Annotated in this window: 21 protein-coding genes; 6 read left to right on the top strand and 15 right to left on the bottom strand. The window is 71.0% G+C overall.

Annotated elements, in window-relative coordinates; translation table 11 throughout:
• From CXQ97_RS17790 to CXQ97_RS17775, 4 genes are all read right to left on the bottom strand, one after another.
• On the bottom strand, positions 1-588 hold the full coding sequence (locus CXQ97_RS17790) for an SMC-Scp complex subunit ScpB (RefSeq protein WP_258062743.1): 588 nt from the start codon (positions 586-588) through the stop codon (positions 1-3).
• Between the two features lie 109 nt (positions 589-697).
• Entirely contained in the window at positions 698-1537 is an 840-nt protein-coding gene (locus CXQ97_RS17785) for a ScpA family protein (protein ID WP_104182222.1), read from the bottom strand.
• A 35-nt stretch (positions 1538-1572) separates the two neighbouring features.
• Positions 1573-2460 carry a ParA family protein gene (locus CXQ97_RS17780; RefSeq protein ID WP_104182236.1) on the bottom strand — a complete coding sequence of 296 codons (888 nt, stop codon included), beginning with the start codon at positions 2458-2460 and terminating at the stop codon, positions 1573-1575.
• A 272-nt stretch (positions 2461-2732) separates the two neighbouring features.
• Positions 2733-4136 (bottom strand): cation:dicarboxylase symporter family transporter, encoded by a 1404-nt coding sequence (locus CXQ97_RS17775; protein ID WP_104182221.1) that lies wholly within the window; start codon positions 4134-4136, stop codon positions 2733-2735.
• A gap of 218 nt (positions 4137-4354) precedes the next feature.
• Here CXQ97_RS17775 and CXQ97_RS17770 point away from each other — a divergent pair, with 218 nt between their 5' ends.
• Positions 4355-6070 (top strand): sensor histidine kinase, encoded by a 1716-nt coding sequence (locus CXQ97_RS17770; RefSeq protein ID WP_104182220.1) that lies wholly within the window; start codon positions 4355-4357, stop codon positions 6068-6070.
• Positions 6067-6786 carry a response regulator gene (locus CXQ97_RS17765; RefSeq protein WP_104182219.1) on the top strand — a complete coding sequence of 240 codons (720 nt, stop codon included), beginning with the start codon at positions 6067-6069 and terminating at the stop codon, positions 6784-6786. Before CXQ97_RS17770 ends, CXQ97_RS17765 begins: the two co-directional genes overlap by 4 nt.
• Before the next feature lie 25 nt (positions 6787-6811).
• Here CXQ97_RS17765 and CXQ97_RS17760 read toward each other — a convergent pair whose 3' ends face one another.
• Positions 6812-8770 carry an AMP-binding protein gene (locus CXQ97_RS17760; protein ID WP_104182235.1) on the bottom strand — a complete coding sequence of 653 codons (1959 nt, stop codon included), beginning with the start codon at positions 8768-8770 and terminating at the stop codon, positions 6812-6814.
• A 189-nt stretch (positions 8771-8959) separates the two neighbouring features.
• Here CXQ97_RS17760 and CXQ97_RS17755 point away from each other — a divergent pair, with 189 nt between their 5' ends.
• From CXQ97_RS17755 to CXQ97_RS17740, 4 genes are all read left to right on the top strand, one after another.
• The gene (locus CXQ97_RS17755) at positions 8960-9622 is read left to right on the top strand and encodes a GntR family transcriptional regulator (protein ID WP_104182218.1); all 663 of its coding nucleotides are present in this window, start codon (positions 8960-8962) and stop codon (positions 9620-9622) included.
• Positions 9623-9690: 68 nt separating this feature from the next.
• Positions 9691-11208: an MmgE/PrpD family protein gene (locus tag CXQ97_RS17750; protein ID WP_104182217.1), complete on the top strand. Its 1518-nt coding sequence runs from the start codon at positions 9691-9693 to the stop codon at positions 11206-11208.
• An 8-nt stretch (positions 11209-11216) separates the two neighbouring features.
• On the top strand, positions 11217-12173 hold the full coding sequence (gene prpB, locus CXQ97_RS17745) for a methylisocitrate lyase (protein WP_104182216.1): 957 nt from the start codon (positions 11217-11219) through the stop codon (positions 12171-12173).
• Positions 12170-13315 (top strand): bifunctional 2-methylcitrate synthase/citrate synthase, encoded by a 1146-nt coding sequence (locus CXQ97_RS17740; RefSeq protein WP_104182215.1) that lies wholly within the window; start codon positions 12170-12172, stop codon positions 13313-13315. Before prpB ends, CXQ97_RS17740 begins: the two co-directional genes overlap by 4 nt.
• Before the next feature lie 30 nt (positions 13316-13345).
• Here CXQ97_RS17740 and CXQ97_RS17735 read toward each other — a convergent pair whose 3' ends face one another.
• Genes CXQ97_RS17735 through CXQ97_RS20445 form a run of 10 tightly spaced genes read right to left on the bottom strand, consistent with a single transcriptional unit; the run spans position 13346 to position 23617 of the window.
• Positions 13346-13879, bottom strand: coding sequence for an 8-oxo-dGTP diphosphatase (locus CXQ97_RS17735; RefSeq protein ID WP_258062740.1), 534 nt, complete (start codon positions 13877-13879; stop codon positions 13346-13348).
• Between the two features lie 10 nt (positions 13880-13889).
• Positions 13890-14849 carry a site-specific tyrosine recombinase XerD gene (gene xerD, locus CXQ97_RS17730; protein WP_104182213.1) on the bottom strand — a complete coding sequence of 320 codons (960 nt, stop codon included), beginning with the start codon at positions 14847-14849 and terminating at the stop codon, positions 13890-13892.
• A 1-nt stretch (position 14850) separates the two neighbouring features.
• Complete coding sequence (locus CXQ97_RS17725) at positions 14851-15537, bottom strand: NUDIX hydrolase (RefSeq protein ID WP_104182212.1); 687 nt, start codon at positions 15535-15537, stop codon at positions 14851-14853.
• 2 nt (positions 15538-15539) lie between these two features.
• A complete protein-coding gene (locus CXQ97_RS17720) occupies positions 15540-17240 on the bottom strand; it encodes a CTP synthase (RefSeq protein WP_104182211.1) in 1701 nt (566 codons plus the stop codon).
• On the bottom strand, positions 17237-18964 hold the full coding sequence (gene recN, locus CXQ97_RS17715) for a DNA repair protein RecN (protein WP_104182210.1): 1728 nt from the start codon (positions 18962-18964) through the stop codon (positions 17237-17239). The genes CXQ97_RS17720 and recN overlap by 4 nt, the downstream gene beginning before the upstream one ends.
• Positions 18961-19887: an NAD kinase gene (locus tag CXQ97_RS17710; RefSeq protein ID WP_104182209.1), complete on the bottom strand. Its 927-nt coding sequence runs from the start codon at positions 19885-19887 to the stop codon at positions 18961-18963. Before CXQ97_RS17710 ends, recN begins: the two co-directional genes overlap by 4 nt.
• Positions 19880-20731, bottom strand: coding sequence for a TlyA family RNA methyltransferase (locus tag CXQ97_RS17705; protein WP_104182208.1), 852 nt, complete (start codon positions 20729-20731; stop codon positions 19880-19882). Before CXQ97_RS17705 ends, CXQ97_RS17710 begins: the two co-directional genes overlap by 8 nt.
• The gene (locus CXQ97_RS17700; RefSeq protein WP_104182207.1) at positions 20718-20909 is read right to left on the bottom strand and encodes a hypothetical protein; all 192 of its coding nucleotides are present in this window, start codon (positions 20907-20909) and stop codon (positions 20718-20720) included. Before CXQ97_RS17700 ends, CXQ97_RS17705 begins: the two co-directional genes overlap by 14 nt.
• Before the next feature lie 46 nt (positions 20910-20955).
• Positions 20956-21972, bottom strand: a complete 1017-nt coding sequence (locus CXQ97_RS17695) for an HAD-IIA family hydrolase (RefSeq protein WP_181035144.1) — start codon at positions 21970-21972, stop codon at positions 20956-20958.
• The gene (locus tag CXQ97_RS20445; RefSeq protein ID WP_258062738.1) at positions 21965-23617 is read right to left on the bottom strand and encodes a tetratricopeptide repeat protein; all 1653 of its coding nucleotides are present in this window, start codon (positions 23615-23617) and stop codon (positions 21965-21967) included. The genes CXQ97_RS17695 and CXQ97_RS20445 overlap by 8 nt, the downstream gene beginning before the upstream one ends.
• Positions 23618-24447 lie beyond the last annotated feature (830 nt).

Raw genomic sequence — 24447 nt, 5'->3', positions numbered from 1 at the left:
TCAGTACGTCGTTTCGTCATACTCCCCGAGGCTTTCGAGCCCTGGCAGGTGGGGAGCGATCCGGGGCAGTTCGTCGACGCTGCCCAACCCCAATCTTTCCAGAAAGAGGGAGGTGGTCCCATAGAGGACCGCTCCGGTCTCCGGATCGGTCTCCATCTCGACAACGAGGCCGCGCTGGAGCAGGGTTCGGACCACGGAGTCGACGGTGACGCCCCGGATGGCGGAGACCCGGGCACGGGACACGGGCTGGCGGTACGCGATGACCGTCAGGGTCTCGAGTGCTGCCTGCGACAGCCGGGCGGACTGACCGTCCAGGACGAAGTCGGCGACGACGGAGGCGAAGTGCTTCCGGGAGAAGATGCGCCACCCGCCGGCGATGTTCCGCAGTTCGAAACCGCGTGGCGATGCGGGCTCGGTGCTCTGGGCGCCTGAGCCAGTATAGCCGTCGTAGTCGCGCTGCAGTCCCACGAGGACGTCGTGGACCTGTTCGACGGGCCGGTCGAGTGCCGCCGCGAGCTGTCCGTCGGTCACGGGCCGGTCGGTGACCATGAGGATGGCCTCGACGGCACCACGGAGACCTCCCGGCATCGCCTCGAGGGGATCGGCCTGCGTCGTCCCGGCGGACCCTGTGTCGGCGGACCCCGCGTCGGCCGTCTCCGCGTCGGCTCGCGCCACGTCAACCGGCTCCGCGTCGGACTCATCCATGGAGCGCTCCTCCGCTGTGCACGAGGTCGGTGCCCTCGACGTCGTTCCTCGGCGGATCGGCCGTCCACCGCTCGTCGTCGGCGCTCCAGCTGACCAGCAGCTCCGACAGCGGTGCCTGCTGGTCGAAGGAGACGGCGCCGTCCCGGAAGAGCTCCAGCAGGGCGAGGAACCGCACGACGAGCACCATCCGCGATCCGGCGTCCTCGGTCAGCTGCCGGAAGGAGAGGGGTCCCCTGCTCCGTAGCAGGTCCTGCACCACGAGCGCCTGGTCGCGCACGCTCACGGGCGGCGCGTGCAGGTGACCGATCGACACCTCGGCCGGCTGCTCCTGGCGCGGGGCGAGCAGCTTCGCTGCGAGCGCGGCGAGGTCCGCGGGCGAATGCTTCCAGACGAGCTCGGGCAAGAGGCTCGTGAAGGCGGGTTCGAGCGGCACGTCGCGCGCGTAGCGGGTGTCCTCCTCCTCGAGCCGGGTCGCGAGCCGGCGTGCCATCTCCTTGAAGGCCCTGTACTGCAGGAGCCGGGCGAAGAGGAGGTCGCGCGCTTCCAGGAGGGCGATGTCCTCCTCGTCCTCGACGGCACCGGCCGGGAGGAGCCGGGCCGCCTTCAGGTCGAGGAGCGTGGCGGCGACGACGAGGAATTCGCTCGCCTCGTCGAGCCGCCATTCTCCTTCAGCGGCCTGGATACGGCGGATGTGCGCGATGAACTCGTCCGTCACCTGGGCCAGGGCGATCTCCGTGATGTCGAGTTCGCGCCGCGAGATGAGGTTCAGCAGCAGGTCGAAGGGTCCGCTGAAGTTGGCCAGCTGCACCTCGAAGACCGTCTGGTCCGCCATCTAGGGGTACCGGGCGGACCCGGAGGGAACGGGCACTAGGGCGCTCCGCCCCTGCTGATGAGCTCCCTCGCGAGACTGCGGTAGGCGTCGGCGCCCGAGTGGTTCGCGGCGTAGGACGTGATGGGTTCGGCGGCCACGGTCGCGTCCGCGAACTTGATGGTGCGCTTGATGACGGTCTCGAAGACCTTGTCCCCGAAGGCCTCGACGAGGCGCGCGATCACCTCGCGGCTGTGCAGCGTCCTCGCGTCGTACATGGTCGCCAGGACGCCGTCGATCTGCAGGCGCGGGTTGAGGCGGTCCTGGACCTTCTCGATCGTCTCGACCAGCAGAGCCACCGCGCGCAGCGCGAAGAACTCGCAGATGAGCGGGATGATGACGCCGTGCGCGGCGGTGAGGGCGTTCACCGTGAGGAGTCCGAGGGACGGCTGGCAGTCGATGAGGATGACGTCGTAGTCGTCGGAGACCTTGCGCAGCGCACGGTCGAGGACCTGCTCGCGTGCGACCTCGTTGACCAGCTGCACCTCGGCCGCGGAGAGGTCGATGTTGGCGGGCAGCAGGTCGATGTTCTCGATCGCGGTGTGCTGGATGGCGTCCTGGATGGACACCTTGCGGTCCATCAGCACGTTGTACACCGTCACGTCGAGCTCGTGGGGATTGGTGCCGAGGCCCGCGGACAGCGCGCCCTGGGGATCGAAGTCCACGAGCAGCACCTTGCGGCCGGCCTCGGCGAGCGCCGCCCCGAGGTTGATGGTCGACGTCGTCTTCCCGACCCCGCCCTTCTGGTTGACCATCGCGATCACCCGCGCCGGGCCGTGCGACTCGAGGATCCGGGGTTCAGGGAACTCCGTCACAGGGCGGCCGGTGGGGCCGAATCCCGCGTCCACTGCGCTGGGCAGAGTTGTGGAACCCTGTTCACTACTCACGTATTTCTCCACGCTTCCATCAGATTCGGTGCGGCCGGTCGCTGAACGGTGTCCGAGCGGCTTTTCTTCTAGTCCACGGTACAACGCCGGTGCCGACGGTCGCGAAGGCGGATGCCGGACGGTCCCGAGCCTTGATCCTCAACCTGAGGTAGAACCTTCGCCCCGATCGGTCCATCCGGGGGCGGCGGGGCCGGGAACGGACGACGGCGGCGACCCGGCGTGTACCGGGTCGCCGCCGTCGTCGTCGGCTCGAAGTGCTCGGTGCCCGAGCGTCAGTGGGCGCTGGTGCCGCGTACCGCCGCGTCTGTCCTCGCCTCGGCGCCGGCCTCGACGTCGTCGTTCTCGAAGCGGTGATCCGTGGCCATCGTGGCCTCGTCGAAGGGAAGGCGTCCCTCGAGGACCTCGTCCACGCGGGCCCGGTCGATCTCCTTGGTCCAGGTGCCGATGAGCACCGTGGCCACGGCGTTTCCGGTGAAGTTCGTCAGCGCACGCGCCTCGGACATGAAGCGGTCGATGCCGACGATCAGGCCGACACCGTCCACCAGGTCGGGGCGGTGCGACTGGAGGCCGCCGGCGAGGGTCGCCAGGCCGGCACCCGTGACGCCTGCGGCACCCTTCGAGGCGATGATCATGAAGATCAGCAGGGAGATCTGCTCGCCCAGGGCCAGCGGCTTGCCGAGCGCCTCGGCGACGAAGAGGGCCGCCATGGTGAGGTAGATCGCCGTGCCGTCGAGGTTGAAGGAGTATCCCGTGGGGACGGTGATGCCGACGACGGGCTTGGAGACACCGACGTGCTCCATCTTCGCGATCAGGCGGGGCAGTGCCGCCTCGGAGGAGGAGGTGCTGAAGATCAGCAGGTACTCCCGGCCCAGGTACTTCATCAGCTTGAAGATGTTGACGCCGGTCACGATCTTCAGGAGCCCGCCCAGGATGACGACGATGAACAGGGCGCAGGTGATGTAGAAGGCGATCATGAGGGTCGCCATGCTGATGATCGCCTGCACGCCCGTCTCCCCGACCACGGCGGCGATGGCACCGAAGGCACCGATCGGTGCCAGCCACATGATCATGATGAGGATGCGGAACACGAGGGCCTGGATGTGGCCGATGCCGCGGAGGATCGGCGTGCCGGCGGAGCCCATCTTCTGCAGCGCGAAGCCGACGAGCAGTGCGACGAACAGGGTCTGCAGGATGCTGGGACCCGTCAGGGCCGACAGCAGCGTGGTCGGGATGATGCTCAGCAGGAAACCGACGGTGCCCTCGGGTGCGCCCTCGGCGGTGGCGGGGAGCTCGTACGTCGACGACGAGATGTCCAGGCCCTCGCCCGGGTTGATGAGGTTGCCGACGACGAGGCCGATGGCGAGCGCGAAGGTCGACATGACCATGAAGTAGCCGAGGGCGAGGCCGCCGACCTTGCCCACCGTCGCCGCCTTCGCGATGGATCCGACGCCCAGCACGATGGTGCAGAAGATGATCGGGGCGATCATCATCTTGATGAGGTTGATGAACCCGGTCCCGATCGGCTTGAGCGCCTTGGCGAACTCGGGGGCGGCGAGGCCGAGGATCGCGCCGAGGACGACGGCGACGATGACCGCGATGTAGAGGAAGTGGGTCTTGTCGACCCTCTTGCGGGGTTGCGCGGGTCCGGTCCCGGACCGCGACGATGCGATGGCCATGTGTTCTCCTTGGTGTCCGCTGCCCGGGGGCGCCGGCGGCGAAGGTCGTTCTTCGCCGGAGGGGTCTCACCAGGAGCGTAGTGTTGTTGTGATCCTCTTCATCATGGCAGTGGGAGTGACCGGGATCACCATTGAGTTCATACTGGTCACGGTCCCGCTGACCTGCGCGTCGCTCCCGGGGGCGGGCCGACGGGAACCGGAAGGAGCGGGATCGCCGCGTGCGTCGATGGAGTCTTGCCCGACAGTTCTTCCTCACCCAGCTCGTGTTCATCCTGGTGCTCTCGGCGTCCCTGTCCGTCATCCTGTACGCCGACGCCGCCCAGGGCGTCAACGACGCCGCGGCGGAGCGGATGGTCGCGGTATCCACGGCCATCGCCCTCGAACCGGCCGTCCTCGCCGCCGTGCAGGGACCCGATCCCTCCGCCACGCTGCAGCCCTACGCCGTCGACGTGATGGACCGCCTGGGCGTGGACTTCATCACCATCATGGGCACGGACCGCACCCGGTTCACGCACCGCAACCCCGAGCAGATCGGCAGGCCGTACATCGGCTCGGTCGCCGAGGCCCTCGCCGGGCGGACGCACACCGAGACCTACGCGGGGACCCTCGGCCCGTCGATCCGGTCGATCGTGCCGGTGGTGGACGACGCCGGGACGGTGCGGGCGATGGTCGCCTCGGGGATCACCGTGGACCGCGCCGCGATCGCCCGCAATGCGCAACTGCCCCTCGTCGCCCTGATCGCCCTGGGCTCCCTGACGCTGGGGGCCCTCGCCTCGTTCCTGCTGAGCCGGCGCCTCCGGCGGGCGACGCTGGGCATGGGACCGGCGGAACTGTCCCGCACGTTCGTGTTCTACGACTCCGTCCTGCACTCCGTGCGGGAGGGACTGCTCCTGACCGACGCCGCCGGTCGCCTCGTGCTCTACAACGACGAGGCGGCACGCCTCCTCGGACTGGACGGGAAGCAGCACCCGGTCCCGGCGTCGCGGCTCGCCGTGCCCCAGTCCCTGCGGGAACTCCTCGCGTCGGGACGGCGGGCGCTCGACGAGGTGCACCTCACCGCCAGCCGGGTGCTCGTGGTGAACCAGGAGCCGGCCGTCCCGCCCGCCCCGGCACGGCGCGGCACCCACCAGCAGGCCGCGCTCGGCACGGTGACGACACTGCGGGACCACACCGAGATCGAGGCACTGACAGGACAGGTCCAGACGATGCGTACCCTCACCGACGCGCTGCGCTCGCAGACGCACGAGCATGCCAACCGCCTCCACACCATCGTCTCGCTGGTGGAGCTCGGCCGGAACGCCGACGCCCTCGAGTTCGCCACCCGGGACCTGCAGCAGTCACAGCGCCTCACCGACGAGGTGGTGGGGGCGATCGACGAACCGTTCATCGCGGCCCTCCTCGTGGGCAAGGCGGCCCAGGCGAACGAGCGCGGGATCGAACTGACGACCCACATCGCCACCGACGCACAGGCGGGTTCGCTCAATCCCGTGGATGTGGTGACGATCATCGGCAACCTCCTCGACAACGCGTTCGACGAGGCCGCCGCGTCCCCCGCACCACGGGTGGTGCTCACGGTGCGGAGGACGGGCGGGGACGCGACCGGCGGTCTCGAGATCGTCGTGGAGGACAGCGGCAACGGGCTGCCCGACTCGGAGAAGGCCAAGGTGTTCGCCTTCGGCTACAGCACGAAGGCGCCGGACGCGGCGGAGGGCTCCGGACGCGGGATCGGGCTGGCCCTCGTCCGGCAGGCCGTGGAGCGCTTCGGCGGTGCGATCGAGGTGGCGGACACCGACGACGGCGGCGCGCGCTTCTCGGTGCGCCTCCCCCTGCCCGGAGCTGCGGGCGGCCCCGGGCAGGACGGCACGTCCGGTGGGACCTCGACCGGGAACGGATCGGCCGTGGCGCTGGGCGCCGAGGGCGGGGCCAGGTCATGAGCACCATCCGGGTCCTCGTGGTGGAGGACGACCCGGTCGCCGCGGACGCCCACGCGGAGTACGTGCGGCGGCTCGAGGGGTTCGAACTGGTGGGGATCGCCCGGAGCGGCGCGGAACTCGCCGCCTTCCTCCACCTGGGCGGCGGTACCCGGGGGGCGCCGGCCGCCGTCGACCTCATGCTGCTGGACATGAACCTCCCGGATGCCCACGGCCTGGACATCGTCCGCCGGGTGCGCGGCCTCGGGCTGCCCCTGGACATCGTCGCGATCACGGCCGTGCGGGACCTGCAGGTGGTCCGCTCGGCCATCTCCTCCGGGATCGTCCAGTACCTCATCAAGCCGTTCACCTACTCGGCGTTCAGCGAGAAGCTCGGCGCCTACCGCGACTTCCGCCGGAACCTGGTGGAGCAGGCGTCCACCACCACCCAGGCCGAGGTCGACTCGGCCTTCGCCTCGCTGCGCCCGGCGACGGCCGCGCTGCTGCCGAAGGGCCTCTCGGCGGAGACGCTGCGCGCCGTGTCACGGCTCCTCAAGGAGCTCTCCGCACCCACCTCGGCCATCGAGGTGTCGGAGGCCCTGTCCATGTCGAGGGTCACGGCGCGTCGCTACCTCGAGTACCTCGCCGACCAGCAGTCGGTCCAGCGCACGCCCCGCTACGGGACGCGGGGGCGCCCGGAGTTCGAGTACAGCTGGGCGCGTGACGGCGCGGACCACTAGCACCGCCGGCCCACCGGTCGGCCGATCATCCGCCGGCTGATCGCCGGTCCGTCGCCTGGCGCAGCAGCGGCTCCAGCGCCTCGAGCACCGAGGGGTCCTCGATGGTGGACGGGACGGAGTACGCCGTGCCCGCCGCCATCTGCCGCATCGTCTTGCGCAGGATCTTGCCGGACCGCGTCTTCGGCAGCGCCTCGACGACGACGGCCGACCGGAAGTCGGCGACCGGGCCGATCGTGCGGCGGACCATGGCCACGAGCTCGGCCTCGAGCGACGCCGGGTCGATCGAGACGCCCGTCTTCAGCACCACGTACCCGCTCGCGCGCTGTCCCTTGACGGGGTCCGGCAGGCCGAGCACGGCGCACTCGGCCACGGCGGGGTGCTGGGCGACCACCTGTTCGATCGCACCGGTCGAGAGCCGGTGGCCTGCCACGTTGATGACGTCGTCGGTGCGGCCCATCACGAACAGGTAGCCGTCCTCGTCCAGGTACCCGGAGTCGCCGCTCGTGTAGAAGCCCTCGACATCGCTGAGGTACGCGTCCCGGTAGCGGTCGTCGCTGCCCCACAGGGTCGTCAGCGTGCCGGGCGGGAGCGGGAGGCGGAGGGCGATACTCCCCTCGGTCCCGGCCGGCAGCGGGGACCCGCCGGGGTCGAGGATCACGACGTCGAAGCCGGGCGACGGCAGGGACGGCGAGCCGGCCTTCAGCGGGACGCCGCCCAGTCCGCGCGGGTTCGCGCAGATCGGCCACCCGGTCTCCGTCTGCCACCAGTTGTCGACGACGGGTACGCCGAGGACCTCCCCGATCCACTCCGAGGTCCCGGTGTCGAGCCGCTCCCCGGCCGAGAAGAGCGTCTCCAGCGAGGAGAGGCCGTGAGCCCGGACGGCCGCACCGACGGGGTCCGCCCGCCGCACGGAGCGCAGGGCGGTCGGGGCGGTGAACAGCACCTTCACGCGGTGCTGTTCGATGAGTCGCCCGAAGGCTCCGGCGTCGGGGGTGCCCACGGGCTTCCCCTCGTACAGGACGGTCGTGGCGCCGGCCAGGAGCGGCCCGTAGACGATGTAGGAGTGTCCCACCACCCAGCCGACGTCGGACGCCGTCAGCATCGTGTCCCCCGGTCCGATGCCGAAGATCGCCCGCATGGACCAGGTGAGCGCGACGGCGTGCCCGCCGTTGTCGCGTACCACGCCCTTCGGGGAGCCCGTGGTGCCGGAGGTGTAGAGGATGTAGAGCGGGTCGGTGGCGGCGACCTCCACGGGCGGGACGGCATCGGCGGTGGAGACGGCCGCGTCCCAGTCCAGCCACCTCGTCCCGGGTTCCCGGTACCCTGCGACGCCGTGCCCGAACCCCTCGCGCGCCTTCACGACGACGGGCGTCCCGGTGCTGTCGGCGAGCGCGAGCGCCTCCTGGACGGCCGGGAGGTATTCGACGCGCCGGGCGGGTTCGATGCCGCCGTCCGCCGTCACGATCGCCGCGGGTCGGGCGTCCCTGATGCGCGCGGCCAGTTCGGCGGCGGCGAAGCCCCCGAAGACCACGGAGTGGATCGCGCCGATCCGGGCACAGGCGAGCATGGCCACGACGGCCTCGGGGATCATCGGCAGGTAGACGAGCACCCTGTCGCCCCTACCGACACCGAGGCCTGCGAGCACCCCCGCGAACACGGCGACCTCGTCGCGGAGCTCGGCGTACGTGAGGGTGCGGGAGGTGCCGAGCATCGCGGAGTCGTAGACGAGTGCCGCCTGCCTGCCCCGGCCGGCCTCGACGTGGCGGTCGAGGGCGTTGTAGCTCGTGTTGAGGGAGGCACCGGGGAACCAGCGGTGCAGCGGGGCGTCGGAGCCGTCCGCAGCGACAGTGGGTGGGGTCGTCCAGTCGACCGCACGCGCCGCGTCCAGCCAGAACCGCTCCGGGTCCGCGAGGCTGTCCGCGTGCAGCCGTCGGTAGTCCTGCCCGGGGGTCGCCCCGGGCCCGGCCTCGTGTCCTGCAGCCATGATCGCCCCTCGTCGCGCGTGGTTGGTGAGCATCAGTATCCCCCATCGCTCCGTGTATACATCCGGGTCGGATGTCAGGCTCCCTGGCGGCCCATTCTTGTACGAGAGCCCTTCTGTGCATACATTGGAACGGGCATTGCACCGCGACAGCGGGCGGACGAGCACCACCGCAGACGGGGAGGTATCGGCATGAGGGCCAGCGATCGTGCCTACGCCCTGCTCCGGTCGGACATCGTGGAGTGGCGGCTCGCCCCGGGTGATGTGCTGGCGGAGGTGGAGCAGTCGGCCAGGCTCGGGGTCTCCCGCACCCCCCTCCGCGAGGCGCTCGCCCGGCTCGTCGCCGACGGCCTCGCCGCTCCGCACGCGGGCCGCGGCGTCGTCGTCTCCGCCATCTCCCTCGAGGCCGTCACCGACGTGTTCGAGGTCCGCCTGCCACTCGAATGCGCCGCCGTGCGGCTCGCGGCCTCCCGCGGGGATCGCGGCGTCTTCACCGCGCTCGCCGCGGAGTTCGCCCTCGCCGGGCGGCTCATCGAGGACGACGACGGCGCCCAGGACGCGTACTACGCGCTCGTCGCCCGACTCGACCAGTGCATCGACGCCGCCGCCGGGAACCGCTACCTGCTGCAGGCGCAGAAGCCGATCCGCACGCACCTCGCGAGGGTCCGTCGCCTCGCGCGGGACAACCCGGAGCGCCTTCTCGCGTCGGCGCGGGAGCACGAGCAGATCGCCCTCGCCCTGGCCTCGGGCAACGCCGACCTCGCCGAGGCGTCGATGCGGGTGCACCTCCACCACAGCCTGCAGCACCTGCTGACCCCCGCCGGGGGAAAGGACGACCCCCCGGACACCTCCTGATCCTGCCCGCATCAGCGACGCACACCCCGCACCAGCCCGCACCAGCCCGCAGTACCGAGAGGAACACCATGGAGCTCCATCCCGTCCGCGTCCACCGCAGCGAGGAGAACCTCCCCCGCACCGGCCAGCTCGCCTGGAAGATCGCCGAGGTCGCCGTCGACCCCGTGGAGGTGACCCCCGAGGTCACGGACATGGTCATCAACCGGATCATCGACAACGCCTCCGTGGCCCTCGCCTCGCTGACGCGGGCGCCCGTCGTCGCCGCCCGCGCCCAGGCGCTGAGCCACCCGGTGTCCGCGCACGGCGCCGGAGCCGCCGTGTTCGGCGTCGACACCCCCGTGTCGGCCGAATGGGCGGCCTGGGCCAACGGCGTCGCGGTCCGCGAACTCGACTACCACGACACCTTCCTCGCCGCCGACTACTCGCACCCGGGCGACAACATCCCGCCGATCCTGGCGGCGGCCCAGCACACCGGCGCCTCGGGCCGGGACCTCGTGCGTGCGCTCGCGACGGGCTACGAGGTCCAGGTGGACCTCGTGAAGGCCATCTGCCTGCACGAGCACAAGATCGACCACGTCGCGCATCTCGGCCCGTCCGCCGCGGCGGGCATCGGCACCCTGCTGGACCTCGACCCGGAGGTCATCTTCCATGCCGTCGGCCAGGCCCTGCATACGACGACGGCGACCCGCCAGTCGCGCAAGGGCGAGATCTCGACCTGGAAGGCGCACGCGCCCGCCTTCGCGGGCAAGATGGCGGTCGAGGCGGTGGACCGGGCGATGCGCGGCCAGACCTCCCCCACGCCCATCTACGAGGGCGAGGACGGCGTCATCGCCTGGCTCCTCGACGGACCCGGGGCGTCCTACGAGGTGCCCCTGCCGGCCCGGGGCGAACCGAAGCGCGCCATCCTCGACACGTACACCAAGGAACACTCCGCCGAGTACCAGGCGCAGGCCTGGATCGACCTCGCCCGGCGCCTGCACGGCTCCCACCCTGAGGTGACGGACCCGCAGAACGTGGCGTCCGTCGTCATCCACACCTCGCACCACACGCACTACGTCATCGGTTCGGGCGCCAACGACCCGCAGAAGTACGACCCCACCGCCTCGCGGGAGACGCTCGACCATTCGATCCCGTACATCTTCACCGTGGCGCTCCAGGACGGCCGCTGGCACCACGAGGACTCCTACGCCCCGGCCCGCGCGGCCCGGCCGGACACCGTCGCGCTCTGGCACAGGGTGACCACCCTCGAGGACCCCGAATGGACGCGCCGCTACCATTCCCTGGACATCGCCGAGAAGGCCTTCGGCGGCAGGGTCGAGATCACCCTCACGGACGGCACCGTGATCACCGACGAGATCGCGGTGGCGGACGCACACCCCCTCGGGGCGAGGCCGTTCGCCCGCGCGGACTACGTCGCCAAGCTGCGCATGCTGGCCGCCGGCGTGGTCGACGACGCCGAACTCGACCGCTTCCTGGCCGCGGCCGAGCAGCTGCCCGACCTCCCCGCCGGATCGCTCGGACAGCTGAACATCCTGGCCCGGCCGGGTATCGTCGATGCGGCCGGCGCGCCGCAGGGACTCCTGTAGGGGGCGGCGTGCTGTATTCGAGCATCACCCCCGAGCAGAAGCGCCGGAACCTCAGGGACGCGCTGGCCTCAGGCCGGGTCCAGCAGTTCCCCGGGGCGTTCAATCCGCTGTCCGCCCGCCTCATCGGCGACAAGGGCTTCGACGGCGTCTACATCTCCGGTGCCGTGATCGCCGCCGACCTCGGCCTGCCGGACATCGGGCTCACCACCCTGACGGAGGTCGCACACCGTGCGGGGCAGATCGCCCGCATGACGGATCTGCCGTGCATCGTCGACGCCGACACGGGCTTCGGCGAACCCATGAACGTGGCCCGCAGCGTCCAGGAGCTCGAGAACGCCGGCCTCGCCGGCTGCCACATCGAGGACCAGTTCAACCCGAAGCGGTGCGGCCACCTGGACGGGAAGAACGTCGTCGACCTCGAGACGGCCGTGAAGCGCATCCGCGCCGCGGCCGATGCGCGCCGCGACCCGGGCTTCCTCATCATGGCCCGCACCGACATCCGGGGTACCGACACCCTCGAGGCGGCGCAGGAGCGGTCGCGGGCACTCGTCGAGGCCGGCGCGGACGCCATCTTCCCCGAGGCCATGCGGACCCTCGACGAATTCCGGGCCATCCGCGACGCCGTCGACGTGCCGATCCTGGCGAACATGACCGAGTTCGGCAAGAGCGATCTGTTCACCGTGGAGCAGCTGCAGGAGGTGGGCGTCACCCTGGTGATCTACCCGGTGACCCTGCTGCGCAGTGCGATGGGCGCCGCCGAGCGTACGCTGGACTCGATCAGGGCCCACGGCACGCAGGAAGCGGCAGTGGCCGACATGCAGACGCGTGGCCGCCTCTACGAACTGGTGGACTACGAGGGATACAACCGCTTCGACTCCTCGGTCTTCGACTTCGAGGTGCCGGGCGTCATCCGGACGGGCACACCCGCAGCCGGGGAACCGAACGCAGAGAGAGAGCAGCCGTGACAGCACCGGAGATCCACAAGGGACTCGCAGGGGTCGTGGTGGACACCACCGCGATCTCGAAGGTCAATCCAGACACGAATTCGCTGCTGTACCGGGGCTACCCCGTGCAGGAACTGGCGGGTCACCGCGACTTCGAGGAGATCGCCTATCTCCTGTGGAACGGCGAACTGCCCGATCCCGCCGAGCGGGAGCGCTTCGACGCCTTCGAGCGGGCGCACCGCGCACTCCCCGACCACGTGGTCGCGGCCATCGACCTCCTGCCGCTGACCGCACACCCCATGGACGTCGCGCGGACCGCGGTGTCGGTCCTGGGCGCGTGCCACCCGCTGGCCGGCGACAACTCGCCCGAGGCGGACAGGGAGAAGGCGGCGTCGCTCCTCGCGGTCTTCCCCGCCGTCGTCGCCTACGACCAGCGGCGCCGCCGCGGGCAGGCCCGCGTGGAACCCCGCGAGGACCTCGGGTACTCGGCGAACTTCCTGTGGATGACCTTCGGCGAGGAGGCGCCCGCGGAGGTGGTCCACGCGTTCGACGTGTCGATGGTCCTGTACGCGGAGCACTCCTTCAATGCCTCGACCTTCACGGCGCGCGTCATCACCTCGACCCTCTCGGACCTGCACTCCGCGGTCACCGGGGCGATCGGGGCCCTCAAGGGAGCACTGCACGGCGGCGCGAACGAGGCCGTCATGCACACCTTCGAGGAGATCGGCATCCGCGAGGACGAGACCCGCGAGGAGGCGGCCGCCCGTGCGAAGGCCTGGATGGAGGACGCCCTGGCCGCGAAGAAGAAGGTCATGGGCTTCGGCCACCGCGTGTACAAGCACGGCGACTCCCGCGTCCCCACGATGAAGTCGGCGCTCGACGCCATGATCGAGTACTACGGGCGCGGCGAGATCCTCGGCCTGTACACCGGGCTGGAGACGGCGATGGACGAGGCCAAGGGCATCAAGCCCAACCTCGACTACCCCGCCGGACCCACCTACCACCTCATGGGCTTCGACACCGAGATGTTCACGCCCCTCTTCATCGCCGCCCGCATCACGGGCTGGACGGCGCACATCATGGAGCAGGCGGCCTCGAACTCGCTGATCAGGCCCCTCAGCCTCTATGACGGACCCGACGAGCGGCACGTGGGCGAGGGCTGACCCCCGGGTCCCCCGCCGGTGGGCGGCGCCTCATCGCACGACGGCGCCGGCCACACCCTCGTTGTCGGCGTCCATCACGATGGAGGCGGCGATCCTGCGCCCCTCGAGGACGGACGGCACCCAGTGGGGCGCGTCCTGCCACATGGCGTGCCACGGGAGCGCGTCGACGGGGTACCAGCGGGGTTCGATCTCCTCGCTGGCCACCGGCGCCGAGGTGCCGGCCTCGGCCGTGAACAGGAACGCCAGCATGTTCCAGGCCGGGCGGGCAGGGAAGGACCATGTGATGCGGCCTGCTTCGCCCACGTCGCCCGGTGCGAGCTCGATACCGCTCTCCTCCGCCACCTCGCGCACCGCGGCGTCCACGGCCGACTCCCGCCCGTCGATCTTGCCGCCGAGCGCGACCACCCTGCCGCTGCCGAAGCCGGTGCGCTTCAGTCCGAGGAGCACGTCCCGGGATGCCCCTCCCCGACCGCCGGGCCTGAACAGGAAGCACAGGACGACGCAGCGGTAGGCCACCCCGTCGACGGTCACCCACTCGCCCGGTCGCACCGCATCGACGGGCACCCCCGAAGGCTCAGGCACGGGCACGGGGGTGTGCCGCTGCATAGACTTCCCGCAGGGTGTCGGCGGTGACGAGCGTGTACACCTGGGTCGTCGTGACGGAGGCGTGTCCGAGGAGTTCCTGCACCACGCGCACGTCCGCTCCCCCCTCGAGCAGGTGTGTGGCGAAGGAGTGCCGCAGCGTGTGGGGCGAGACGTCCCGCTCGACCTCCGCACGTTCGGTCGCGGTCTTCAGGATGGTCCAGGCGCTCTGGCGACTCAGACGGCCGCCCCGCGCATTGAGGAAGAGGGCAGGGCTGCCCTTGCCTTTCGCCGCGAGGGCCGGGCGGCCCCGGACGAGGTAGGCGTCGACGGCCCTCGCCGCGTACGACCCCACGGGCACCAGGCGCTCCTTGGACCCCTTGCCCGTCAACCGCACGACCGCGGGTCCGTCCAGCGCCTCGCTGACGGAGACGTCGTCGACGTCGAGACCGACGGCCTCGCTGATTCTCGCGCCCGTCGAGTACAGGAATTCAAGCAGCGCGCGGTCGCGCTGCCCGGACGGCGTGGCGGTGTCGACGGACTCGAGGATGCGCACCACGTCGGCGACCGGGATGGCCTTCGGGAGCCGCTGCCCCGTCATGGGCGGGTGGACGTCCCGGGCCGGATCGCCCTCGGTGATGCCCTCCAGCGCCCAGAACCGGTGGAGGCCGCGGACCGCGACGACCGTGCGGGCCGCGGACCGCGGACTCAGCGCCGAGAGTCCGTCCTCCCCCGAGGCCACCGCCTGCGCGAAGGCCGAGACGTCGTGCCGCGTGATGGCCCGGGCGTCCGGGACGCCGCGCGCGTCGAGGAACGCCTGGTAGCGCCTGAGGTCACGCCCGTAGGCCGAGAGCGTGTTGACGGACAGCCCGCGCTCGACGGACATGTGCTGCAGATAGTCCCGGATGAGGAGGGACAGCGGCCCGCCGCCGGCGGGCTCAGGTCCCGGCACGTCAGCCCTCGAGCACGGCGCCGCGGGGCCACGTCGCGTGCTGGCTCGGGTGCTCGGGCCAGGGGGTCGTCGCGGGGCGGAGGTCGACGAAGCCGTTCTCGCGTGCCACGCGCGCGGCGAGGATCGCCGCGACCGCGGATGGGCTGTGGATGCGTCCTTCGAGCACCGCGTCCACCGCGGCATCGAGATCCACCCACTGCAGCTCGATCTCGGCCTCCTCGTGGGTGCGCGTGTGCCGGTCGGCCTCGGGGACGTCGCCGATGCCGCGGGCCAGGTACACGCGGAGCGCTTCGGAGGACGAGCCCGGTGACAGGAACAGGTCGACGAGGACGTGCCACCGCCGGGCGGTGACGTCGGCCTCCTCCGCGAGCTCACGGGCAGCGGCCTCCACGAACTCCTCGCCGTCCTCGTCGAGGAGTCCAGCGGGGATCTCCCACAGCGCCATCCGGACCGGGTGGCGGTACTGGCGCAGCAGGAGGACCTGTCCCTCGTCGTTCAGCACCAGCACGGCCACCGCCCCCGGGTGCCGGATGAAGTCCCGCGTGATGGCCTCGCCGCCGTCGGTCAGGCTGAACTGCTCGCTGACGACGTCCCAGACGCGCCCCTCGTAGACCGTGGTGGTCCCGAGGAGCCTGCGTGGGCTCTGCTCGTCGCCGAACGCGACGCTTCCCGGCCCGGGCAGTCCCATGGTCAGCCCTTCGCGCCACGGCGCTCGAGCGCCGCCTTGACGAGGCCCGCGAACAGCGGGTGCGGCCGCGTGGGGCGGGAGCTCAGCTCGGGGTGGGCCTGCGTGGAGACGTAGTAGGGGTGCACGTCCTTCGGCAGCTCGGCGAACTCGACGAGCTCGCCGTCCGTCGTCGTCCCGGAGAAGACGAGGCCCGCATCGCCGATCTGCCCGCGGAACTCGTTGTTCACCTCGTAGCGGTGGCGGTGCCGTTCGAAGACCGTCGTCTTGCCGTAGGTCCCGGCGACGACGGAGCCCTCCTGGAGCTTCGCCTCCCAGCGGCCCAGGCGCATCGTGCCGCCCATGTCGCCCTCGCCGGCCACGATGTGGAGCTGCTCGGCCATGGTCGCGATGACGGGGTACTTCGTGTCCGGCTCGAACTCGCTCGACGACGCGCCCTCGAGACCCACGACGTTCCGCGCGTACTCGATGACCATGCACTGCAGCCCCAGGCAGAGGCCGAGCGTCGGGATCCCGTTCTCGCGGGCGTAGGTCAGTGCCCCGAGCTTGCCCTCGAGGCCGCGGATGCCGAAGCCGCCGGGGATGCAGACCGCATCGACACCGGCGAGGGCCTTCTTCGCGCCCTCCGGTGTCTGGCACTCGTCGGACGGTACCCACTTGATGGTGACCTTCGCCTTGTTCGCGAATCCGCCCGCGCGGAGTGCCTCGGTCACGGACAGGTAGGCGTCGGGGAGGTCGATGTACTTGCCGACCAGCGCCACCTCGATCTGGTGCTTGGGATTGTGGACGGCCTCGAGCAGCTTGTTCCACTTGGTCCAGTTGACGTCCTTGAACTTCAGGTCGAGCGCCTGGACGATGTAGGCGTCGAGGCCCTGGGCGTGGAGGGTCTTCGGGATGTCGTAGATGCTCGGCGCGTCGGCGGCATTCACCACGGCGTCGATGTCGACGTCGCACATGCGGCCGATCTTCTCGCGCATCGCGGTGGGGACCTCACGGTCGGAGCGGATCACGATGGCGTCAGGCTGGATACCGATGGAGCGCAGCATGGCCACGGAATGCTGCGTGGGCTTGGTCTTCAGTTCCTGCGACGGGCCGATGTACGGCACGAGGGAGACGTGGAGGAAGAAGACGTTGTTCCGGCCCACGTCCTGGCGGACCTGCCGGGCGGATTCGAGGAACGGCTGCGATTCGATGTCACCGACGGTGCCGCCGATCTCGGTGATGATGACGTCCGGGGACTTCTTGCCCGGCACGGGCTCCGCCGGCAGGCGCATGCGCCGCTTGATCTCGTCCGTGATGTGGGGGATGACCTGCACGGTATCGCCGAGGTATTCGCCGCGGCGCTCCTTCGCGATGACGGTCGAGTACACCTGGCCGGTCGTCACGTTCGCCGACCCGTCGAGGTTCTCGTCGAGGAACCGCTCGTAGTGGCCGATGTCCAGGTCGGTCTCGGCGCCGTCGTCGGTCACGAAGACCTCGCCGTGCTGGAACGGGTTCATCGTGCCGGGGTCGACATTGAGGTAGGGATCAAGCTTCTGCATCGTCACGGAGAGGCCGCGTGCCCTCAGCAGGTGACCCAGGCTGGATGCCGTCAGTCCCTTGCCGAGTGAGGAGGCCACGCCGCCAGTCACGAAGATGTGCTTGGTCGTTGCGGATTTCAGGAACCGGGAGTTTATTTGCTGCGCCACGGAGTTCAAGCCTATCACCGAGCTGTTGTGCGGGCGGCATCGGCGAGGAGCTCCTCGGCGTGGGCTCGCGCCGAGGCCGAATCCTCCTGGCCGGCGAGCATCCGTGCGAGCTCCCTGACGCGTTCGTCGTCGGGAAGCACCTCGACGTCGCTGGCGGTCACGCCTCCGCCCTCGCCGTCGCGGGAGACGTTCTTCGTCACGCGGATGTGGCGTGCGGCGAAGGCGGCGACCTGCGGGAGGTGGGTCACCACGATGACCTGGACGTGTTCGGCCAGCATCGCGAGCCGGCGGCCGATCTCGACGGCGGCCTTGCCGCCCACGCCGGCGTCCACCTCGTCGAACACGAAGGTGGGGACGGGGTCGACGGCCGCGAGCACCACCTCGATGGCGAGCATCACGCGGGAGAGCTCGCCGCCCGATGCACCCTTGCCGAGCGCGCGGGGCGCCGAACCGGGGTGCGGCTGGAGATTGAAGGCGATGTCGTCGGCCCCGTGGAGGGTCAGGGCTTCGGCCGGCGTGACCTCGATCAGGAGCTGCGCGTCCGGCATGGCGAGGGCCGTGAGCTCGTCGCTGACCTTCGCCGCAAGGCTCGCCGCCGCCTCCCTCCTCAGCGAGGACACAGTACCCGCCAGGTCCTGGACCTCACGGTCGAGGCCGGTGATGACGTCGTCGAGCTCCTCCACCCGGGAGGAGTCGCCGCTGAGTTCGAGCAGGCGCTTGACGGCGTCCTCCTGCCAGGCGAGGACCTCGTCGATGGTGGGGGCGTACTTCCGCACCAGCACCGACAGGGCGGCGCGCCGCGACTCGACCTCCTCGAGCCTGCCTGCGCCCTCCGAGTCGAGCGCCGTCCCGTAGCCGGCCAGTTCGGCGGAGATGTCCGCCAGGAGGTAGCCGACCTCCGCAAGCCGCTCGGCGAGCCTGCCGAGGTCGGCATCGTGCTCCGCGACGGCCTCCAGGTGCCGCTTGGCCTCGTCGACCAGCGACACCGCGTCGGCACTCGCGCCGATGTCCTCGGACACCAGCGCCTGGTGGGACACGAGGGCCGCGGTCCGCAGCTCCTCGAGGTTGCCGAGCCGCATCGATTCCGCCTTCAGGGCCGCGTCCTCCCCCGGCTGCGGATCGAGGTCGCCGATCTCGGTCAAGGCCGCTTCCAGCCCTTCGGCCTCCCGCAGCCTCTCGCGGGCCTCGCTCCTGAGCCGGTCCCGCTCGGCGAGGGCGTCCCTCCACCGGCGGAAGGTGTCCGCGTAGGCGGCCAGGGCCTCCTCGAGGGGCTTGCCACCGAACTTGTCGAGCGCCTGCCGTTGCGCGGGCGCCCCCTTGAGCCGCAGCTGGTCGGACTGTCCGTGGACGACGACGAGCTCGTCCCCCAGCTCGGCGAGGACACCGACGGGAGCGGCCCGGCCCCCGACGTAGGCGCGGCTGCGCCCCTCACTCGTGACGGTGCGGGCGAGGATCAGTTCGGCGAGGCCGTCGTACTCCTCGAGTGTTGCTCCCGCCTCGGCGGCCCGCAGGGCGGCCGGACTACCCGGCTCCAGCCGCAGCACGGCTTCCGCGGAGGCCGACTTCGCGTTGAGGCGCACGGCGCCTGCATCCGAGCGCGCGCCCCGCAGCAGGCCCAGCGCGGTGATGACCATGGTCTTGCCCGCCCCGGTCTCGCCGGTGACGACCGTCAGCCCCGGGCCGAGGCGGAGGGTGGCGTCCGTGATGACGCCGAGGTCGCGGATGCGCATCTCCTCGATCATCGCTGGGGTCCGTCCTGGTGCTTCACGGGGCCGCGCCAGCCCTGGGTGGGTAGTTCGAACTTTCGGACGAGCCGCTCCGAGAACGGTGTCTGCCGGGTACGGGCCAGGCGGACGGGGCGCTCCGACCGCTGGACCTCCACGCGGGCGCCCGGTGGCAGGTCGATGCTGCGCCGCCCGTCGCACCACAGGACGCCTGCGGCGTCGGTGCGGGTCAGGAGCTCGACAGCGAGCACCGAGGTGGGCGCGACGACGAGCGGCTTGGCGAAGAGCGCGTGGGCGCTGATGGGCACCATGAGGAGCGCCTCCACCTCCGGCCAGACGATCGGCCCCCCGGCGGAGAAGGCGTACGCGGTGGATCCGGTGGGCGTGGCGAGGACGACGCCGTCGCAGCCGAAGGAACTCACGGGGCGTCCATCCACCTCCATGACCACCTCGATCATGCGCTCCCGGTCCGCCTTCTCGACGGCCACCTCGTTGAGCGCCCAGCTCTGCCCGAGCATGGTGTCGCCGTGCCAGACGAAGACCTCGATGGTGGTCCTCTCCTCCACGGTGTAGCTGCGGTCCGCGACCCACCGCACCGTCTCCTCGAGGTCGGCGCGTTCGCTCTCCGCGAGGAAGCCGACGTGCCCGAGGTTGACGCCCAGAAGGGGTATGTCGGCGTCCCGGACGAGTTCGGCGGCGCGCAGGATGGTGCCGTCGCCGCCGAGGACCATGACGAGTTCGACGTCGCCGAAGTCGACGCCGTCGCCGAGCGCCTCGGCCGGGGCGGCGAGAGCGCCGTACTCCCCCTGGAGGTCGGCGAGTTCCTCGGGACGCATGACGGGCTGGAGCCCGAGGTCGTGGAGTCGCGTGCACGCTTCCTGCGCCGCGATCATCGCGTTCCTGCGGCCGGTGTGCGCAAGAACCAGGATTCGTCTACTCATCAAGCTCCGTCTGATCTATGGGTCGAGCCATGCCGGGCGGCGGGAAGAGGGTATGCAGTGCCCGGTCGGTCGTCAGGTCCGGCTCCCCTTCGATCCTAGGCATCAATCCGTCGACAGGCACCTTTGTCCACACGAAGTACTCCACGTTGCCGTCCTGCCCGGGCAGTTCGCTCTGCGCGATGCCGGCCACCTGCAGCCCGCACTCGAGCGCCCTGTGCGCCACGCCGGCAACAGCTCGCCGTCGGGCCTCGGGGGACGTCACGATGCCGAGGCGGTTGAGTCCGCTCCGCCCGACCTCGAACTGCGGCTTGACCATCAGGAGCAGTTCGCCGCCGGCCGTCGTGGCGCCGGCCAGGGCGGGCATGACCAGTCGGAGGGAGATGAAGGACAGGTCCGCGACGGTGAGTTCCACGGGACCACCGATGTCCCCGGGTTCCAGGTGGCGGACGTTCATGCCCTCGAAGACGTGCACGCGCGGATCGTCGCGCAGCTGCTGCACGAGCTGGCCGTGCCCGACGTCGACGGCGGCGACCTCGCGCGCGCCTCGCCGCAGGAGCACATCGGTGAATCCGCCGGTTGAGGCACCGGCGTCGAGGCAGCGCCTGCCCGCCGGATCCACGGCCGGGAAGGCGCGCAGTGCGCCGTCGAGCTTGGTGCCGGCGCGGCTGACGTAGTCCTCCCCCCGTTCCTCCACGAGCAGGATGTCCGCCGGGAGGGTGGGCGCCGAGGGCCTGAGCGACACGACGCCTCCACGGAGCACGCGTCCGGCGGCGATCAGCTGCGCGGCGTGGGACCGCGATCGCGCGAGCCCGCGCGTCACGAGTTCCTGGTCAAGGCGAGCCATGGTCCCCCGCCCGGCGGAGTCCCTGCAGGGGGTTCAGTTCCCGGCCCAGGCGCTCGAGGACGTCCAGGTACACGCCGGCGTGCTCCGACACGGGGAGATCGCCGAGCCGGTCGAGACCGGCCAGGATTTCGTCGTCGGGGGCGTCGCCCGTGCTGCCGCCGTCAGTGCCGTCCTGCATCGCCGCCCTCTCGTGCCCCGTGTCGTGTCCGATCCCTTCTCCGAGCTTAGCCAGCGGACGTGAACCCGACCTCGGGCGCGGACTCCGGCGTCGTGTGCGGATGCGCAGCCCACCACGCGGCGCACGCCGCGCGCCAGCTGTCGACGTCGTCCTCGCGGCCCTGGACACTGACGGTCGTCCCGGTCACCCGGGCCACCGCCGCGCCACAGGCGTAGGCGCCGTCGTCGGCCGTGACGGCGGGATACTCCACATACAGCTCGCCGAGTGACGCGAGGAGGAAGTCCGGGCGCTCGGCGACGTCGGCGGCGAGGGCGGTGCGGACCGTGTCGACTCCCGTGAGGACGAGTGCCGTCGCCATTCCCGCGCGATTTCCGCCGAGGATGTCCGTGTCGAGCCGGTCCCCCACCACGAGGGCCCGCTCGACGCCGGAGTGGCGTGCTGCGTTCTCGAACAGGACCGCGCCCGGCTTGCCGGCGATCAGGGGGGACTTCCCGGTCGCCGCGGCGACGGCGGCCACCAGTGTCCCGTTCCCGGGGGCGATCCCCCGCTGCTGCGGGATGGACATGTCCGTGTTGGTCGCCACCCAGGTGGCGCCCGCGGCGACGGCGTACGCGGCCTCCGCGAGGTCCTTCCAGCCGATCGTGGGGGCGAACCCCTGGATGACGGCGTCCGGCCGGTCGTCCGCCGAGCCGACGACGGTCAGGCCCTGCGCCCGGACCACGTCCGCCAGGGTCTCGCTGCCGACGACGAGCACGGTCGATCCCACGGCCACCTGACGGGCAAGGAGTTCGGCGCCGGCCTGGGCCGAACCGAACACCTGATCGGCGGTGGCAGGAGCTCCGAGCTCACGCAGATGGGCGGAGACCTGCTCCGAGGACCGCGACGCGTTGTTCGTGACGTAGGCGAGGCGCTTGCCCTCCGCAGCGAGGCGCTCGAGGGCGTCGGTCGCGCCGGCGATCGCGTGGGGCCCGGCGTAGACCACGCCGTCGAGGTCGGCGAGCACCCCGTCGTATCCGTCGATCAGGCGCCCGGCTGCTTGTCCCGGGGTCGGGCGCTCAGTCATCGACGCCGTCGTCCTGGCTCGCCGCGGCCTTGGGAGTCCGCGTGCGCTTCGGCGCGGCCTTGCCCTCGGCGCCGCCTTCTGCCGTGCCCCCGGCGCTGCCCCCGGTCGCTCCCGGATCCGATCCTGGCTCGTCCTCACCTGCGGCATCGGCCGCATCCGGATCGTCCATGCTGAAGAGCATCTCGGTCTGGAGCGCTCCGGCCGGTGCCGCAGCCTCCCCGACGGAGACGGCCGATCCGGCCTCGGAATCGGCTTCGGCCTCAAGCTCAAGCTCAGCTTCAGAATCAGGCTCGAGCTCAGCCTCGAGCCCAGCTTCAGAATCAGGCTCGAGCTCGGGGTCGGCTTCGGGCTCGGCTGCGTCCGCCGCATCGGTGGCGTCCGTCGCTTCGGCACCCGGCTCGAGCTCAGGCTTGGCTGCGTTCGCCGCATCGGCGTCGTCCGCCGTTTCGACACCCGGCTCGAGCTCGGGCTCGGGCTGGGAATCAGCTTCGAGCTCGGGCTCGGCTGCGTTCGCCGCATCGGCGTCGTCCACCGTTTCGACACCCGGCTCCGCGCCCGGGGCGTCCGAACCGTCGGCAGCTCCCGTCGACGCCGGTACACCGAGCACGTCTGCAACCCGCGGGACGGGGACCGGTGCGGGATCGTCGTCCTCACCCAGGTCGATGATGTCCGGTTCGAGGTCGTCCTCGAGACCGAGGGCACGTTCTGCCACCCCGGCCTGGCGGCGCCACTTGCCCGACTCGTCCGAACGCCCGACGGCATCCAGTGCTTCGGCGTAGGCACGGAAGAGGCGGGGGCTGAAGGCGAAGGCCCTCTGCAGGTCCAGTTGCGGGATCTCCAGGGCCGCGACGGCAGCGTCGAGCTGGCCCAGGTCGGTCCGGGCACCGGAGATGACCATGGCCAGCTCCGCCTTGCCTGCGGCGTCCAGGGACACTGCTTCCTCGCTGCGCGCCAGATCAAGAGCCCTGTCCGGGCGCCCAAGACCCCGCTCGCAGTCCGCCATCACGGGAAGATGCACGTTGGAGCCGCTGATCCTTCGGAACGTCCGGAATTCGCGGAGCGCTTCCCCGTAGTGACCCGCGGCGTAGGCGGTCAGACCGACGGCTTCGCGGACGGCTGCGAGTCGCCCGCCTCGACGGCTCGCGGCGAGAGCGTGCTGGAACGCCAGCTCAGGATCGAGGTCGATGAGACGACCTGCCATGACCAGGTGCCTCGCGACCCACAGGGCGCTTCGTTCCTCGAGGTTGCGCACCTGTGCACGGGTGACGCGGTCCAGCTCGTCGCCCTTGACGTCTTCGTCGATCTCCGGGGACCGCTCGCGGTCGGGGCGGTTCGCGCTGCGGAGGTCACGCGCGTTGTGGGGCCTGGGCCCCGCTGCCTCGTCCGTCCGGGGGCCGCGGCGCTCCTCCGTGCCGCGTCCTCCGCCTCGGCGATCGTCACGATCGGCGGGCCGGCGGTAGGAGTCACTGCGCCCGGCCGACCGGCCGTCGCTGCCGCCCGGTGCGGCGGGAGAGTTTCTCGACCACGGTCGGTCGGCGCTCCCTGTCGTACGGTCCGCCGACGCTCCACCCCGGCCGCCGTAACGAGATTGCTTGTCCGCCGCGGAGCCTGACGCCGAGCCGCCGCGTGAGGCAGAGCCCCTCAACTGTGCGCCCCGGTCACCGTCGGAACTCCTGCGGGGACGGTCGGACGAGCGCGGGCCCGCACTCCCCGAATCCTGCCGCGGACGATCGTCCCGCCGTGGAGCCGAGGGTCCGCCACGCTCGGAGTCCGGTCGCGCGGTCCGGGTATGGGGAGCCCTGTCGTCGCGTCCGTGTCCCTGCCCGTCCCGGGCGGCGCCCTGACCTTCGCGCTCTGTCGACCCGCCGGTGCGGCCCGCGCCCTGTGTACCGGACCGGCCCTTCCATGCGGGCCGGCCGCCCCCACTGGAGCCGCCGTCGGGCCGCGCGCTCCGACGGTCGTCCCGGGGGGCGCTGCGATCGGTCGAGTCCCGCGCCGGCGCGGGACGTTCGTGTGAGCGTCTGTCGTCGGTGCTCTCCGGCGACGGCGGCGTGCGATTCCCGCCGGACTTGGATCCCCAGGAGTGGCGTCCCGCCTGACCTGAACTGCCCTGGCTCCCGCGGTCCGCGCCTCCCGACGGGCGGGACTCCCCGTCTCGTCCAGCGGTGTGCTCCTGCTCAGCCATGGCAGCGCGGTCCTCTCGTCAGGTGCCGGCATGCATGTGCCGGCGGGTCTCTATTCTGCTGTGGGTCCTACCCATCTATGGAACCACGAAGCCCGACCACGGACTTCATCCGGACGAGCGTTTGCCCATGATGTGATGCATCGCTCTACCCGCGGGTGTCTGGGGGGTGTCTGTCCGGTGTCTGTCGACCCTACCGGTGGTGGGTGGGTGGGTGGGTGGTTAACGGGGAAGAGGCCCCACCGGTGGTGGGGCCTCTTGCCTGTAATGGTTGTCCGGCGGTGTCCTACTCT

It is taken from the genome of Arthrobacter sp. B0490 (assembly GCF_002929355.1).
In the GTDB taxonomy this organism is placed as follows: domain Bacteria; phylum Actinomycetota; class Actinomycetes; order Actinomycetales; family Micrococcaceae; genus Arthrobacter_D.
The sequence above is the reverse complement of the archived record's forward strand: the minus strand, read 5'-3'. Positions and strand labels throughout refer to the sequence as shown.